Annotated in this window: 14 protein-coding genes and 1 tRNA gene; 10 read left to right on the top strand and 5 right to left on the bottom strand. The window is 68.8% G+C overall.

Going from position 1 to position 13,378, the window contains the following annotated elements; translation table 11 throughout:
• Window positions 1-55 precede the first annotated feature (55 nt).
• The 9 genes from KHU32_RS20365 to KHU32_RS20325 all read left to right on the top strand — a co-directional run bounded on the left by KHU32_RS20365 (window position 56) and on the right by KHU32_RS20325 (window position 7,702).
• A tRNA-His gene (locus KHU32_RS20365) sits at window positions 56-131 on the top strand.
• Window positions 132-209: 78 nt separating this feature from the next.
• Window positions 210-1,163 carry a Bug family tripartite tricarboxylate transporter substrate binding protein gene (locus KHU32_RS20360; protein ID WP_213671996.1) on the top strand — a complete coding sequence of 318 codons (954 nt, stop codon included), beginning with the start codon at window positions 210-212 and terminating at the stop codon, window positions 1,161-1,163.
• Window positions 1,164-1,289: 126 nt separating this feature from the next.
• Window positions 1,290-3,458 carry an ATP-binding protein gene (locus tag KHU32_RS20355; RefSeq protein WP_213671995.1) on the top strand — a complete coding sequence of 723 codons (2,169 nt, stop codon included), beginning with the start codon at window positions 1,290-1,292 and terminating at the stop codon, window positions 3,456-3,458.
• Window positions 3,458-4,081 (top strand): response regulator transcription factor, encoded by a 624-nt coding sequence (locus KHU32_RS20350; protein ID WP_213671994.1) that lies wholly within the window; start codon window positions 3,458-3,460, stop codon window positions 4,079-4,081. Before KHU32_RS20355 ends, KHU32_RS20350 begins: the two co-directional genes overlap by 1 nt.
• An 89-nt stretch (window positions 4,082-4,170) precedes the next feature.
• Window positions 4,171-4,929, top strand: a complete 759-nt coding sequence (gene cnbZ / locus KHU32_RS20345; protein ID WP_213671993.1) for a 2-amino-5-chloromuconate deaminase CnbZ — start codon at window positions 4,171-4,173, stop codon at window positions 4,927-4,929.
• A 285-nt stretch (window positions 4,930-5,214) separates the two neighbouring features.
• The gene (locus KHU32_RS20340) at window positions 5,215-5,370 is read left to right on the top strand and encodes a hypothetical protein (protein ID WP_213671992.1); all 156 of its coding nucleotides are present in this window, start codon (window positions 5,215-5,217) and stop codon (window positions 5,368-5,370) included.
• 340 nt (window positions 5,371-5,710) lie between these two features.
• Complete coding sequence (locus tag KHU32_RS20335; protein ID WP_213671991.1) at window positions 5,711-5,992, top strand: hypothetical protein; 282 nt, start codon at window positions 5,711-5,713, stop codon at window positions 5,990-5,992.
• 53 nt (window positions 5,993-6,045) lie between these two features.
• The gene (locus tag KHU32_RS20330) at window positions 6,046-6,846 is read left to right on the top strand and encodes a MetQ/NlpA family ABC transporter substrate-binding protein (RefSeq protein WP_213671990.1); all 801 of its coding nucleotides are present in this window, start codon (window positions 6,046-6,048) and stop codon (window positions 6,844-6,846) included.
• A gap of 127 nt (window positions 6,847-6,973) precedes the next feature.
• Window positions 6,974-7,702, top strand: coding sequence for a GntR family transcriptional regulator (locus KHU32_RS20325; protein WP_213671989.1), 729 nt, complete (start codon window positions 6,974-6,976; stop codon window positions 7,700-7,702).
• A 6-nt stretch (window positions 7,703-7,708) separates the two neighbouring features.
• On the opposite strand, the gene KHU32_RS20320 is transcribed toward KHU32_RS20325, so the two are convergent.
• The 4 genes from KHU32_RS20320 to KHU32_RS20305 form a co-directional block, all read right to left on the bottom strand.
• Complete coding sequence (locus tag KHU32_RS20320) at window positions 7,709-9,181, bottom strand: glycosyltransferase family 2 protein (RefSeq protein ID WP_213671988.1); 1,473 nt, start codon at window positions 9,179-9,181, stop codon at window positions 7,709-7,711.
• Complete coding sequence (locus KHU32_RS20315; protein WP_213671987.1) at window positions 9,174-9,848, bottom strand: hypothetical protein; 675 nt, start codon at window positions 9,846-9,848, stop codon at window positions 9,174-9,176. The genes KHU32_RS20320 and KHU32_RS20315 overlap by 8 nt, the downstream gene beginning before the upstream one ends.
• A 58-nt stretch (window positions 9,849-9,906) precedes the next feature.
• Window positions 9,907-10,878, bottom strand: a complete 972-nt coding sequence (locus KHU32_RS20310) for a UDP-glucuronic acid decarboxylase family protein (RefSeq protein WP_213671986.1) — start codon at window positions 10,876-10,878, stop codon at window positions 9,907-9,909.
• A gap of 123 nt (window positions 10,879-11,001) precedes the next feature.
• Window positions 11,002-11,580 (bottom strand): hypothetical protein, encoded by a 579-nt coding sequence (locus KHU32_RS20305; RefSeq protein WP_213671985.1) that lies wholly within the window; start codon window positions 11,578-11,580, stop codon window positions 11,002-11,004.
• Window positions 11,581-11,763: 183 nt separating this feature from the next.
• Between KHU32_RS20305 and KHU32_RS20300 the strand changes: the two genes are divergently transcribed.
• Complete coding sequence (locus KHU32_RS20300; protein WP_213671984.1) at window positions 11,764-12,153, top strand: nuclear transport factor 2 family protein; 390 nt, start codon at window positions 11,764-11,766, stop codon at window positions 12,151-12,153.
• A 67-nt stretch (window positions 12,154-12,220) separates the two neighbouring features.
• Here the strand turns inward: KHU32_RS20300 and KHU32_RS20295 are convergent, their stop codons facing one another.
• Complete coding sequence (locus KHU32_RS20295; protein ID WP_213671983.1) at window positions 12,221-13,348, bottom strand: Kelch repeat-containing protein; 1,128 nt, start codon at window positions 13,346-13,348, stop codon at window positions 12,221-12,223.
• Between the last annotated feature and the right edge of the window lie 30 nt (window positions 13,349-13,378).

The following is a 13,378-nucleotide window of genomic DNA, read 5'->3' as shown; positions in this document are numbered from 1 at the left end:
TGACGACACCGGGTTGACGCATATGGCACGCCGGGCCTATCCAGCGCGCCGTGCGGCGGTCGTAGCTCAGATGGTAGAGCGCCAGGTTGTGGTCTTGGATGTCGCGGGTTCGAGTCCCGTCGATCGCCCCATATTCAAATCTTCAAATTGTTCGCGGGACGGGGTTCTGCGTAGTCTGCCGTTAACCAAAACGGGAGAAAACGCCGAAAATGAAACGCGCCCTCATGCTGGGCCTGCTGGCCTGGATCGCCGCCACCCCGGCCCAGGCCTTTCCTGACCGCCCGATCCGCCTGATCGTCCCCTTCTCGGCCGGCGGCGCCACCGATGTGGGCGCGCGCGTGCTGGCGGAGGCCATGTCCTCCCAGCTGTCCCAGCCCATCGTGATCGAGAATCGGGTGGGCGGCGCGGGCATCGTCGCCTCCGAGCTGGTGGCCCGCGCCCCGGCCGACGGCCACACGCTGCTCATCAACAACACCTCCCATGCCGTGCTGCGCCTGGTGGTCCCCAATGCGCCGATCGACGTGACGACGGCGCTGGCGCCCGTGACGGTGCTGTCCGAGATGCCGATGGTGATGCTGGTCTCCAACGCCTTCCCAGGCCGGGATGTGCGTGAGTTCATCGCGCTGGCGCGCGCGAATCCGGGCGGCTTCAACTACGGCAGCACGGGCGGCGGCGGCACGCTGCAGATGGCGGCACTCCTGTTCCTGAACGCCGCGCAGCTGCAGTTGAACGAGATTCCCTATCGCGGCGGCGCCCCCGCCACCCTCGATCTGGCGGCGGGCCGGATCGCGCTGGTCTTCGACGTGGCGCTCACCGCCGTGCAGACGGCGCGCGGCGGCCAGGCCCGCGCCTTCGCCGTGACCAGCGCGGGCCGCAGCCCCGCCTTGCCGGAGGTTCCGAGCCTTCGGGAGATCGGCCTCGATGCCGAGATGAACGTGTGGCAGGCCATCTTCACCGCCAGCGCCACGCCCGAGCCGGTGAAGCTCGAGCTCCAGCGCGCCATGGCCGCCGCCCTCGCCCAGGAGACCGTGCGCCAGCGCATGCTCGGCCTGGGGGTGGACCGGATCCTGGCCAATTCGCCGGACGAGGCCTCCCGCTACGTGTCGGGGGAGGTGGAGCGCTGGGAGCGGCTCATGCGGGGGCGGATCAATCCCGGCGGCTAGCGCCCAGGCGCTTGGACGAGGATTGCCCCCTATGGCATGCTTGTCGGCGTTAAGGTGGGGCAGCGATTGGCGGCGACAGGACAGGGACCATCCAGGCGCCGCGCGCGCGGCCTGCGCAGCCACCTCATGCTGCTCGGACTGGCCGCCCTTGCCCCGGGACTGCTTCTCGGCGTCGGCCTGACCGGCGACCTCGCGCTTCGGCTTCAGTTCCAGGCCGAGGAGGATATCGGCGGCAGCGCGGAAGCGATCGGGCTGACCGTCAACGAACAGCTGGAGAGCGTGGTGCACGTGCTCTCCGCCCTCGCCACCTCGCCGTACCTGGATCCTGAGAACAGGCAGCTGGCCGCCTTCCACCGGCAGGCGGCCGAGGTCGCGGCCCAGATGCGGTCCTTCGTGATCCTGGTCCGGACGGAGAATATCGGGCGCCAGGCGGTCAATACGGGCCAGCCGCTGGGCGGCCCGCTGCCGAGCGTGCCCGAGGGCGCAGCCTCGTTGACCGCGATCCGGGAAGGCCGCCCCGCCTTCGTGCCGCCGACCTACATGCCCGAGATCGACCGCGCGCTGCCCGTCGTCGCCGTGCCGGTGAGGCGCGGCGGCGAGATCGAGGGCGCGCTGGCCATGCCGATCCCCCTCGGCCGGCTGGAGCAGGCGCTGCGGCTGCCGAGCCGGCTCGGCTCCTCCGCCTTCATCCTGGGGCCCGGTAGCCGGCTCGTTGCCCGCCAGCCCGAGCCGGAGCGGACCATCACGCGCCACGCCCCGGCCTGGATGGCGGAGGCGATCGGCGACCGGCCGCGCGGGGTGATCCGCGGCGAGGGGCTGGACGGGCAGCCGGCCGTGCTGGCCTTCGAGCGCCTGCCGATCAACGACTGGATCGTCGTCGCCAGTGCGACGCTGGCCGAGGAGCGCGATGCCTGGGTGCCCCCGGTCCTGTGGAGCGGCCTGGCCGTGGTCGCGCTGCTGGGGGCGGGCTGGGCGGCGCTGCGGATAATCAGCCGACGTCTCACCCAGCCGCTCGAAAGCCTGGTGGAGGGCCAGTCCGACCCGCCGGAGGGTGCGGCGCGCGTGGCCGAGTTCGAGGCGCTGGCGACGGCGGTGATGGCCGCCCGGAATGCGCCCCGTCGCGAGGCGGAGGCCGCCCGGCGCGCGGCGGCGGAGAACCTGCAGCTGGCGCGCGAGGCCGAGGACGAGCGGCGCCTGCTGAAATCCATCGTCCAGTCCGTGCCGGAGGCGATCTTCGTGAAGGATACCGAGCTGCGCTACGTGCTGGTCAACCGCGCCGCCGCCGGTGCCTTCGGCCGCAGCGAGGACGAGCTGCTCGGCCGCACCGATGCGGACCTCGCGCATCCGGAGGTGGCGCGGGAGATGAGCTTGGCCGACCGGGCCATGATGAACAGCGGCATGACCCAGGAATACGAGGCCCGCATCCGCCTGCCGGGACATGGCAACGAGCCGAGGACCTACCTGACCGTGAAGGCGCCCTGGCGCGATTCGACGGGGCGGATCGCCGGCCTCGTCAGCGTCGCGCGCGATGTGACGCTGCGCCGCGCCACGGAGGAGCGCCTGCGCGCCGCCGACGAGGCGATGCGGCGCATCGCGCGGGCGGACAGCCTCACCGCCATGGGCGTGGGCGTGGCGCATGAGCTGAACCAGCCGCTCACCGCCGTCGCCAATTTCCTGCGGGCTGGCGCGCGCTGGCTGCAGGACGATACGGCAGACCCCGCACGCATCGGCGCGGCCCGGGAGGCGATGCAGGAGGCCGCGGCCCAGGCGCAGCGCGCCGGCGAGATCGTGCGCCGCCTCCGCGATTTCGTCGGTCGCGGCGAGACGGAGCAGAAGGTGGTGGCGCTCGGCCCGCTGGTGGCCGACGGCGTCGCCCTGACCTGCGCCGCGCGCGGCGAGGAAAGCCTGCCGATCGCCCTCGATCTCGCGCTCACCGGCTGCGTGGTGATGGCGGACGAGGTCCAGCTCCAGCAGGTTTTCGTGAACCTGCTGCGCAACGCAATCGAGGCGACGGAGGGCCAGCGGGACCGCGGACTGTCGGTCTCGCTCCAGCAGGAGGAGGGGCGCGCCGTGCTCCGCTTCGCTGATGCCGGGCCCGGGATTCCGGCCGAGGTCGGTGAGCGGCTCTTCGAGCCCTTCGTCTCGACCAAGGAGGAAGGCATGGGCATCGGCCTGGCCATCTGCCGCGCCATCGTGGAGGCCCATGCCGGCCGCATCGAGGCGCTGGCGCGAGAGGGGGGCGGCACCGTGATCCGCATCGAGCTTCCGCTCGCATCCGAGGGGGTGAAGGCCTGATGGACCAGATGGTGCATGTCGTGGACGACGACACCGCCGTCCGGCGCTCGCTGGCGATGCTGCTGCGCTCGGCAGGGCATCAGGTCGCGACCTATGCCAGCGCCGAGGCATTGCTGGAGGAAGGGGAGACGGCCGAGGGGCTCGCTGCCGGCTGCATCATCCTCGACGTCCGCATGCCGGGCATGGATGGGCTTTCGCTGATGGACCTGCTGTCGCGCCGCGCGATCCATCTTCCCGTCGTGGTCGTGACGGGGCATGGCGACATCCCCCTCGCCGTGCGGGCCATGCGGGCCGGCGCGCAGGACTTCGTCGAGAAGCCCTATGCCGAGGAACGGATCCTGGAGGCGGTCGGAACCGCGCTGGCCTCCTCGCGGCAGGCCGACCGGCAGCGGCTGCTGACCGTCCAGGCCCAGGCGAAGGTGAGCGCGCTTTCGCCCCGGGAGCGCGAGGTCCTGGCCGCGCTGGTGGAGGGCAAGGCCAACAAGGTCATCGGCTACGACCTCGGCATCAGCCCGCGCACGGTGGAGGTCCATCGCGCGAACCTGATGGAGAAGCTGGGCGTCCGCAGCCTTCCGGAGGCGGTGCGCATCGGCCTTGCGGGCGGCGTCGGGCGGATGGGGTAGGGCAGGGGCCGCTGGCGGGTTGACGGTTCGGCTTGCACCGAGCCGACCCGCGCGCCAGCATCCGGGCTTGCCCCGCAGGAGCCTGCCGCATGTCCTCGACCCGCCTCGCCGCCGATCGCGGCTTCCGCTACGTCCCCGGCGTCTATCAATACTCCGCGGGGGTGGCGGCCGAGCCGGGTTTCCGGATCGAGCGGGTGCGTTTCGCGGAACCGGTGCCGATGGCCGCGGGCTTCGCGCGCATCGCCGAGGCGCTGGCCGCAGCGGGTAGGCCGAAGACGGCCTTCTGCGCCTGCGAACTGCGCTCGCCTGCGCCCTTCACCGAGCAGGGCTTCGCGGATTTCAACAAGATCTATGGCGGGGTGCTGACCGAATGGGGGATCTTCCTCGACGGTGCCAATCCCATCGCCCGCAGCAATGTCTGCCCGGAAGTGGACCCGCCCTCCGAGCCGGGCTTCCACGCCTTCTGCTACACCGTGCCGGACGAAGGCGCGGCGCCGAGCTTCGTCGTCGCCGGCAGCGGGGAGTCGACGGAAGGGAAGGGGAACTATCGCGACCACACGGTCGCGCTCGGGGACCTTTCGCCGGAGGGGCTCCGCAAGAAGGCCCGCTTCGTGCTGGGGGAGATGGAGCGGCGGATGACCGCGCTCGGCTTCGGCTGGCGCGATGCCACCGGGGTCCAGGCCTATACGGTGCATGACCTGCATCCCTTCCTGGCCGACGAAATTGTCGCGCGCGGCGCGGGCCGCCATGGGCTCACCTGGCAATTCTGCCGCCCGCCCGTGCAGGACCTCGAATTCGAGATGGATTGCCGCGGCGTTTCGGTGGAGCGCGTGCTGCCTGTCCGATAAGCCGGCCTGGGCGGTGGAATTCTCAGATCTCGTCAGGGAACTGCGCCGGAAAATGCCGTTTCGGGCTGTGGATTTCGAGAAGTTCCGCAACGGCGCATGAGATCGTCAGGTTGAACTGAGTGTGATTTACAAAAATCACATCATTAAAAAGTATAAACTGCTTGACGCGAAAATCATGGGTGGTTAGCCTCACCTCATGATGACCGAACGGACAATCCTCGAAGGCCGGTGTTGTTGCGGCTGACCCGCGACCCTCCCTGTGCCACCCCTTCCCCGGATGAACCCGTGTCCCTGATCGCTCTCATCGAAGCTGCCAGCTTCGCCGCCCCTTTCCTGTTCCTCATCGCGATCGCCGGAACCGGCGTGGTCCTCCACGGCGCCTTTCCGCCGCCCTCCGAGGAGGTCGCGGACGCGGTCCTCGCCGCCTGCTGCGCGGCCTAGGAACAGGGTCGCAAGGTTCCGCGCCATAGGGGCGGAACCTTGCGGCCCGGCCGGGCCTTTGACGCTTCGCAGAAGGTCATCGCCCCGGCGCTTTCTCCGCTTATCGCCGGCGGAGCGGTCTCTTTGGCCGTGACAGGCGATGCCTTGCTAGCGTTTCCTCCCAGTGACTTGGCCGGGACCTTCGGGTTCCGGCCATTTTTTCGCCAAGGGTGAATCGACGATGGTCGGTCTTGAATGCCCCCGAGAGGCGACAAGATGCCCCACCGGGCCCTCGAGGGTCCCGGCAGCGAACCGCGGCCTGACGGATGCAAATCCGCCTCGCCGGTCGGGTGGCCGGGCAATGACAGTGCTGCCCTGGTTTTCCCGTCATGACGACCGCCGCTCGCGCGCCGTTCAGGGGGAGAACTTGCCGATGCGTCTTTCAGTTCCCGTGACCGATCACGGATCCTTCATTGCCATTGCCGCCCAGAGCGAGGAGGAGACTTGGTTCCTCATCGCCATCGATTCCCGCCTCGAAGAGCTCAGTCACGCCCATTTCGGCAGTGCGCGCGAGATCGAGGCCGCCGCCCGTGCCCTTCTGCGGCACGAGACGCGAAAGCCGCCATCCACCCGCCGGTCTTGACCCAACCCGCCCGGCCCGACGAGGTTCGGGCCCCCATCCGGAGTTCCGTGCCCATGCTGCGTCGTTCCCTTCTTGCCCTTCCCACGCTCCTGCCCGGCCTCGCGGTCGCCCAGGCGGGCGAGTTGGGAACGCAGGCCCGCCCGGTCCGCGTCGGCGTGACCCAGGGCGTGCATGGCCAGACCTTCGAGAAGGTGCGGGATCTGCTGGCGGCCGACGGCTTCTTCACGCGCTCGATCGAGTTCGGCGACTTCATCCAGCCCAACGCGGCCCTGGCGGCGGGCGACCTCGAGGCGAATGCCTACCAGCACCTGCCCTTCCTGGAGGCCCAGCGGGCGCAGCGCGGCTACGACTTCGTGCCGGTCGGCAAGACGGTGCTGACGCTGATGGGCGTCTTCTCCCGCAAGCATCGCAGCCTCGACGCCCTGCCGAACGGCGCGCGCGTGGCCATCCCCAACGATCCCACCAATGGCGGCCGCGCGCTGCTGCTGCTGGCGCAGAACGGCGCCTTCACCCTGCGCGCCGGCGCCGACCACCGCGCCACCATCGCCGACATCGCGGCCAATCCGAAGCGTATCCGGATCGTGGAGCTGGAGGCGGCCTCCATCGTCCGCGCGCTCGATGACGTGGATGCCGCGGCCATCACCGGCAACTTCGCCGTTCCGGCCGGCCTCAACCCGCTGCGCGACGCGCTGGCGCGGGAGACGGAGCAGAGCGTCTATACCTGCCTCGTCGTGGTCCGCCGGGCCGATGCCGAGCAGGCCTGGGCGCGCCGCATCGCGCAGGCCTATGCCCGCCCGGAAGTGAAGGAATTCGTGGAGCGGACCTTCGGCGGCGCGGTCATCGTCGGCGCCTGATCTTCCAATCCCGCGCGGATGACGACGGCCGGGCCGGCTTATATGAAGCTGGTCCGGCCGCGTCTTTCGCGGCCGCTTCCCTGGCCCGGCATTTCCAAGCCTGCCATATCGTGATCACAACACCGCCATGGCAGACGATTCCGACCTCGCTCCCCTGTCTCTCGAGGAGACGACCTACCGTCGGCTGAGGCAGGCCTTGATGGAGGGCGCCTTCGCGCCGGGCCACAAGATTTCGATCCGCCGCCTGGCCGCCGCGCTGGGGACGAGCGCCATGCCCGCGCGCACGGCCCTGCGCCGCCTGGCGACCGAGCAGGCCGTGGACGTCCTCGCCTCCGGCACGGCCGTCGTTCCGCGGCTGACGCGCATCGCTTTCCAGGAGCTCGGCGCCATCCGGGCGGAGCTGGAGCCGCTGGCGGTGCGCCTGGCCGCGCCGCATCTCGACGAGGCGCGCCTCGCCGAGATGGAGGGCATCATCCAGTCCGGCCATTCGGCACGCGACGGCAATAATCCGGAGGAAGTGCTGCGCGCCGACCGCGACTTCCTTTTCGCGCTCTACCACGCGGCGGCGGCACCCATGCTGCTCTCGATCATCGAGGCGCTCTGGATGCGGCGGGGGCCGCATTTCTGGGAGGCGCGCTGGATCATCGCCGGGCGCTCTCCGCCCGGGCACCGGCATGCGGAGATGCTGGCGGCGCTGCGCGCAGGCGACGGTGAACAGGCCGCGGCGGAACTGAAGGCCGAGATCGAGGGCACCACGGCCTATCTCCTCGAGCAGATGGCTTTCGCGGACGATCCGGCGGAGGTGGGCGGCTTCGATCGGCTCCGGGTTCCCCCGCCAGCGGGCGCGGCGGGATAGGCCTCTTCAGCCAGGTCGCTGCTGGACCTGCTGCACATAGGTCCTCAGCAGCCCCGCCAGCACCTCGCGATCCAGGGTTTCCAGCCTCGACCAGAGGACGGTGTTATTGGCATATTTGGTCGTCTGCGACCGGCGCTCGTTGTCTTCCCAGGTGTAGAAGAAGAGTGGGTCGGTATGGACGATCTGCTCGAAGCCCTTGCCCTTGGCACGGAGATAGAATTGCCAGTCATCCGTGTACATCCGGCACGTCTCGAAGCCTCCGACGGCCTCAAAGACCTTCTTGCTGGTGATGCAGCAGGTGTCGCCCAGAATGTTCTCCAGCAGGCCGAGTGCGAGGGAGCCGCCGGCCGGATGGTAACGATGGAATACGTCGGCGAGGGTCGGTTCCCGTAAGGTCGGCGGAACGACGAGGTACGGCGACGAGACGATGTCGGCGCCCGAATGGCTCAGGGCGTTACCGAGGTCGTTCACCATGTTCGGTAACGGCACGTTGTCGCTGTCGAAGAAGATGATGCGCTCGTGGCGGGCGAGGCTGACCGCCTTGTTCCTGGCGGGACCGGAGCCGGCATTGTCCTGGTCGTGGAAGACATGGCCGAGCGGGCTGAGCTTCTTCGCCAGGGAGCGGAAGATCGGGCAATTCTCGTCCGACGTCCCATCGTTCACGAAGACCAGCTGCAGCCGGTCGTTCCTCATCTTCAGGAAGGAATTCACCAGGCGCGGCAGGTAGCGGTCGTGATTGTAGAAGGCGATGCAGACGGAAACGCCGGGCAGCGAGTTGCTCAGGGCAGGGGCGGGAAGCGGGGCCGTCTTCTCCTCCAGAAGCTCACGGACAATATCGGGAAGCGCCCGCGGAGGCGTCTGCAGCGCGGATGCCTCTTGCTCGCCAGGGCAGTGCTCGACCCGCTCCGGCAGGGCATAGCCGCTGTCGCGAAGCCACAGCGCGGCGGCGTCATCCGTGGTCACGACGAAGTCGGCATCAGCGATGGCTTGCTGCTCAATCCAGGAGATGTCGCTGTCCTCCAGTGGATTCTCGCCGAAGCTGAGCTCGGTTTCCCGGACTCTCGCGGTCGGGGAATGGGCGAGGATGCCGATGGGGATGCCGGCGAAGCCGGTTCCCATCCTCTTGGCTCGAGTGCTCCAGAAGCCATTTCCCTGCTGGTCCAGGAACAGAAGGCAGCGATCCTTCCGGGCGCGAAGGATCTGCATCAGGGCGAGGGAGCGGCTACTGTACCAGCGTGTCCCCGAGACCTTCGTGGGAGGTGGTGGAAGGTCATTCCAGGTCAGCAGTCCGATCTGCGCGTCCCGATGCTCCTCAGTCCAGCGCTCGGCCGTTACCGCCTCGCAGGGGGTGGAGAGGAGCACCTCCACGGAGAAGCCGGCACGGCGCAGCGCCTTGGCCTGAAGGACGCAGGCGAGACCAGCCGGGCTGTCCGGGCCGAAGCCTGCGAGCTCCGGCGTCACGAGGACGACGTCAGCCATCGGCGCGATCCTCGGCCTTGCGGGCGGCGGCGAAGCGGATCCGGAACTCCAAGAGCTCCGCCTCGTCCGCGATCTTCGCCAGTTCGAGGGCGTCGAAGCGGAAACGAAGGCCTTCGAGAGAGGCGCTGAGCTGTTGAATCTCCTCCTCGTCCGCGATCTTCGCCAACGCGAGGGTGTCGAAGCGGAGACGGAGGTCTTCGAGGGAGACGCTGAGCCGTTGGATATCCTCCTCCAGCAAGCGGTTTCGCTCGGTGGCTTCCGCCGGGTGCTGCGTGACCTCGGTGCTTTGTCGGCGAAGGCGGGCCGCCAGCTCCGGTCGCGCCACCGTCCGTCGTGGGAGATCGAGGTGAGGCAGATGGCCGAGGATGATCCTGCGGCCGGTTGCGGGGGAGCGCCGCAGCAATCCGAGGAGCGTCCGCCGCCGGCAGAGCCAGTGGCCGAACTCCTCTGGGATGAGGTTATCGCCGCCGCCCTCGGTGATGGCCTGCTGTTGCAGGAGTGCCACGCGCCGAACCCCGGGCCGCCGCAACAGGCCAAGCAGGATGCGCCGGTCGGTGATCCAGCCGGCCACCGCTGCCAAGGCCAGCAGGCGTCGCCCCTCGGCCTGGATCAGGGCTTCGATTTCGCCGACGTCGTCGAAAGGGCCGGAGTTGGCTTCGGTGTTCACAATCGCTCCGTTGAGCTCGAGACGTAGGAGGGGGGCTGGGCGTCGAGGGGCGTTCGGTTCAGGCGGCGGGGAGCTGACGATCGGGCCGGCTGAGGTGCTGCTCGAAATACTCGATCGTTGCCTTCAGGCCGTCCTCCAGCGGCACGCGCGGCGCCCAGCCGAGCGTCTCCCGCGCCCTGGTGATGTCGGGCCGGCGCTGCCTCGGATCGTCCTGCGGCAGGGGATGGCAGACGAGGCGCGACCGTGAGCCTGTCAGGCGCAGGATTGTCTCCGCCAGCTCGATGACCGTGCATTCGCTGGGGTTTCCCAGGTTGATCGGGCCCGTCACCTCATCGGGCGTGGCCATGAGGCGGGTGATGCCTTCGATCATGTCGTCGACATAGCAGAAGGCGCGCGTCTGCTCGCCCTGGCCGTAGATGGTCAGGTCCTGGTTGGTGAGGGCCTGCACGATGAAGTTGCTGACCACGCGCCCGTCCTCGGCCTGCATCCGGGGGCCATAGGTATTGAAGATGCGGGCGACCTTGATGCCGAGGCCATGCTGACGCCGGTAGTCGAAGAACAGCGTCTCGGCGCAGCGCTTGCCTTCGTCGTAGCAGGCCCGGACCCCAATGGGGTTCACGTGGCCCCAGTAATCTTCGCGCTGGGGGTGGCTCTCGGGATCGCCATAGACCTCGCTGGTCGAGGCCTGGAACACCTTGCAGCCCAGATTTCTGGCGAGATCCAGGAGATGGAACGCCCCCAGGATGCTCGTCCTCATCGTCTGGATGGGGTCGGTCTGATAGCGCTTGGGGGAGGCGGGGCAGGCGAGATTATAAATCTCGTCGACCGTTTCATGAAAAGGCTGGGAGATGTCATGCCGGATCAGGCGAAAATCCGGGTGCGAAATAAGATGGCTGATGTTGTCCGAGGATGAGCTGCAGAAGTTGTCGAGGCATATAACGGAATTGTTTTTCCGGATCAGCTGATCTGCGAGATGCGATCCAAGAAAGCCCGATCCGCCGGTGACAAGTATCTTCTTTTTGACAAGCATCGGGGAAACCCTCGGGGGGAGATTTTTTAGGAGAGGCTGATCTTCCTGTGAAGTGCCTTGGCAAGTGCCAAACACGCCGGCGGATCTGCGGCCCGAGCCCTGTATTTCGGGGCATGTGGAGCTTCAGGAAGCCTTGCGTCGGACCCAGCGGCGTGCCGATTCCCATTTGCGCCGCAGAAAGCCGCGGCCGCCCGCGGTGATGCGGGCCTTCGCGCGCCGAAGCCAGTCCCGTGTCGCCCGCCAGGCCGAAATCCCCTCGAGCGTCCGGTGGCCGAGCTCCACCAGCTCGGTCAGCACGCCGTAGAGCCAGGCGAACCAGCGCACCTGCATCATCTTCGGCTTGGCGATGGCGAAGACGCGGGTGGAGAAGGCGACGCCGACCACCTTGGTGCCGACGATGAAAAGGATGGCCGTGAAGTAGTGGCCATTGGCCAGCAGCCAGAGCTCCGTCACCTTGAGAAGCGGGATCAGCGGCACGAAGGGGACGGCGAAGACCGTGACGACCCAGCCGGGGCTCATGCGGTCGATCTGCCGCTCCAGCCAGGCAAAGAAGCGCAGGTGGGAGAGCTGGCGCCCGAGGGCGGAGAGCCACCGCCAGAGGGTGGCATCCAGCAACGCCCAAAGCACGGCGAGCACGATCACCAGCGGCGAAAGGATCCGCCTGGCGAGGCGACGCAGCAGGGAGGGGCGGCTCAGGGACATTGGGTGACGATTGCCTGCTTCTGCCCCAGGGGGCGTTTCCGGAGTCTCGGCATAAATGGGTCGGGAGCAAGGCGGCTGCAAACCCGGCTTTCCCCGAGGGCGGCCCGTGACGCGGCGTGCCGTCCTGCCTAGGCTCCACCGGGCGGCGCGATCGCCTGGGCTCAATCTTGAAGGAACAGAAGCATGACGAAGACCGCCGCCATTCCCGTGACCGAGATTCTCGCCTCCCTCGGCAAGTCCTTCGCCGCGCATGATGCGGCCGGCATCGCCGCGCATTTCGCGCCGGACGGCGTCTTCATCAATGCCGTGGGGCCGCTGAAGGGCGACACCTACACCGGGCCCGAGGAAGTGAAGGGCTATTTCGAGAAGGTCTTCGCCGAGGCGCCCGACGCCGCCTGGAAGCCGCGGAGCCCCGCGCTGGTCATCGGCGACGACCAGGCGGTGACGCAGTGGCACCGCAGCGCGACCGGAACCGACGGCAAGAAGTCCGAATGGTACGGCGTGGACGTCTACGCCTTCCGCGATGGCAAGATCACGAAGAAGGACACCTACATCAAGAACGTGACGGCCTGACCGACGGAGCTTCCGCTCCACGGGCCTCGTCACCCGATCATGCGAAAACGCATGATCGGGCTCGGCCCTAGCCCAGCGTGAAGGCCTCGTGGATGGCGGATTGCACCATCCCGCCGAGGACCGCGCCGCCGCCCGCGACATAGATCCAGTCGCCGATCGCCGTGGCCGCCACGGCGTGGCGCGGCGTCGGCATGGGGGCGTGCTTCTGCCAGCTGTCCGTCGCCGGGTCGTAGCTCTCCATCTGGCCGAAGACCTTCGCGTCATGCGGCACGCCGTTGCGCAGGATGCCGCCCTCGCCGCCCATGCAGAAGAAGCGGTCGCGATAGACGACCATGCCGTGGCCCGAGCGGACGGTGGGCATCGGCGCGCGGACCTCCCAGGTGTCGCCCTCCGGCAGGTAAGCGTGGTGCAGGTCGGTGTTGTACTGGAAGGTGTTGAAGCGGCCGCCGACCACGTGGATCACGCCGCGATGGGCCACGCAGCCCACATGGTCGCGCGCGGCGGGCAGGGGGCGCCGCCGCTCCCAGCGATCGGTCGCCGGGTCGTAGACCTCGTGCCAGGAGACGCTGGCGCGCTCGTCGGCCGGGTCGGTCGCGCCGCCGATCAGGTGGATCTTGCCGCCCATCGCCACCGCCGCGGCGGCTGCACGCGGGCGGGGCAGGCGGGCGATCTCGCTCCAGCGGTCGCTGGCCACGTCATAGGCGAAGGCGAGGTCGTCGCAGAGGCGGTTCTGCTGGATGAAGCCGCCCAGCGCATAGACCTTCCCGGCCTCCGCCACGACGGCGACGTGATTGGCCCCGCGCGGCAGCGGTGCGGCGTCATACCAGCGGTCCGAGGCCGGGTCGTAGATGGTGTGGTAGGCCTGATTGAAGCGACCCTCGCCATAGCCGCCGACCACGTGCATCCGGCCGGCCCAGGCGGTTGCCCAGGCCATTTCGCTGCGCGGGATGGGCATGTCGGCCCGCGCGACCCAGCGGCCGGGCGGGCCGGCGGGGGCCGGGCTTTCGGTCACGCGCTGCGCTTCCTGCTGCGGCGTCATGTGGTGCGGCGCGCCGCCCTGGAAGACGTTCGCGTAGGGCTGGGAGGAGGGCGGCATCGCCTGCAAGGCGGGGCCGTGATGCGGGTGCTGGTTCTGCGCGAGCGCCGGCGTGGCAAGCAGGGCAGCAGTACCGCCCAGGACATGGCGTCTTTTCATCTAAGGCCTCCCTCGAGGCGGGCAGCCTAG

It is taken from the genome of Roseococcus pinisoli (genome assembly GCF_018413645.1).
In the GTDB taxonomy this organism is placed as follows: domain Bacteria; phylum Pseudomonadota; class Alphaproteobacteria; order Acetobacterales; family Acetobacteraceae; genus Roseococcus; species Roseococcus pinisoli.
Note: the sequence above shows the minus strand (reverse complement) of the source record. Positions and strands in the feature narration are given on the sequence as shown.

Bases quoted from the DNA above. Each gene is read 5' to 3' on its own strand.
- KHU32_RS20360 (WP_213671996.1), top strand. From the start codon at position 210: ATGAAACGCGCCCTCATGCTGGGCCTGCTGGCCTGGATCGCCGCCACC.
- KHU32_RS20355 (WP_213671995.1), top strand. From the start codon at position 1,290: ATGCTGCTCGGACTGGCCGCCCTTGCCCCGGGACTGCTTCTCGGCGTC.
- KHU32_RS20350 (WP_213671994.1), top strand. From the start codon at position 3,458: ATGGACCAGATGGTGCATGTCGTGGACGACGACACCGCCGTCCGGCGC.
- cnbZ (WP_213671993.1), top strand. From the start codon at position 4,171: ATGTCCTCGACCCGCCTCGCCGCCGATCGCGGCTTCCGCTACGTCCCC.
- KHU32_RS20335 (WP_213671991.1), top strand. From the start codon at position 5,711: ATGACAGTGCTGCCCTGGTTTTCCCGTCATGACGACCGCCGCTCGCGC.
- KHU32_RS20330 (WP_213671990.1), top strand. From the start codon at position 6,046: ATGCTGCGTCGTTCCCTTCTTGCCCTTCCCACGCTCCTGCCCGGCCTC.
- KHU32_RS20325 (WP_213671989.1), top strand. From the start codon at position 6,974: ATGGCAGACGATTCCGACCTCGCTCCCCTGTCTCTCGAGGAGACGACC.
- KHU32_RS20320 (WP_213671988.1), bottom strand. From the start codon at position 9,181: ATGGCTGACGTCGTCCTCGTGACGCCGGAGCTCGCAGGCTTCGGCCCG.
- KHU32_RS20310 (WP_213671986.1), bottom strand. From the start codon at position 10,878: ATGCTTGTCAAAAAGAAGATACTTGTCACCGGCGGATCGGGCTTTCTT.
- KHU32_RS20305 (WP_213671985.1), bottom strand. From the start codon at position 11,580: ATGTCCCTGAGCCGCCCCTCCCTGCTGCGTCGCCTCGCCAGGCGGATC.
- KHU32_RS20300 (WP_213671984.1), top strand. From the start codon at position 11,764: ATGACGAAGACCGCCGCCATTCCCGTGACCGAGATTCTCGCCTCCCTC.
- KHU32_RS20295 (WP_213671983.1), bottom strand. From the start codon at position 13,348: ATGAAAAGACGCCATGTCCTGGGCGGTACTGCTGCCCTGCTTGCCACG.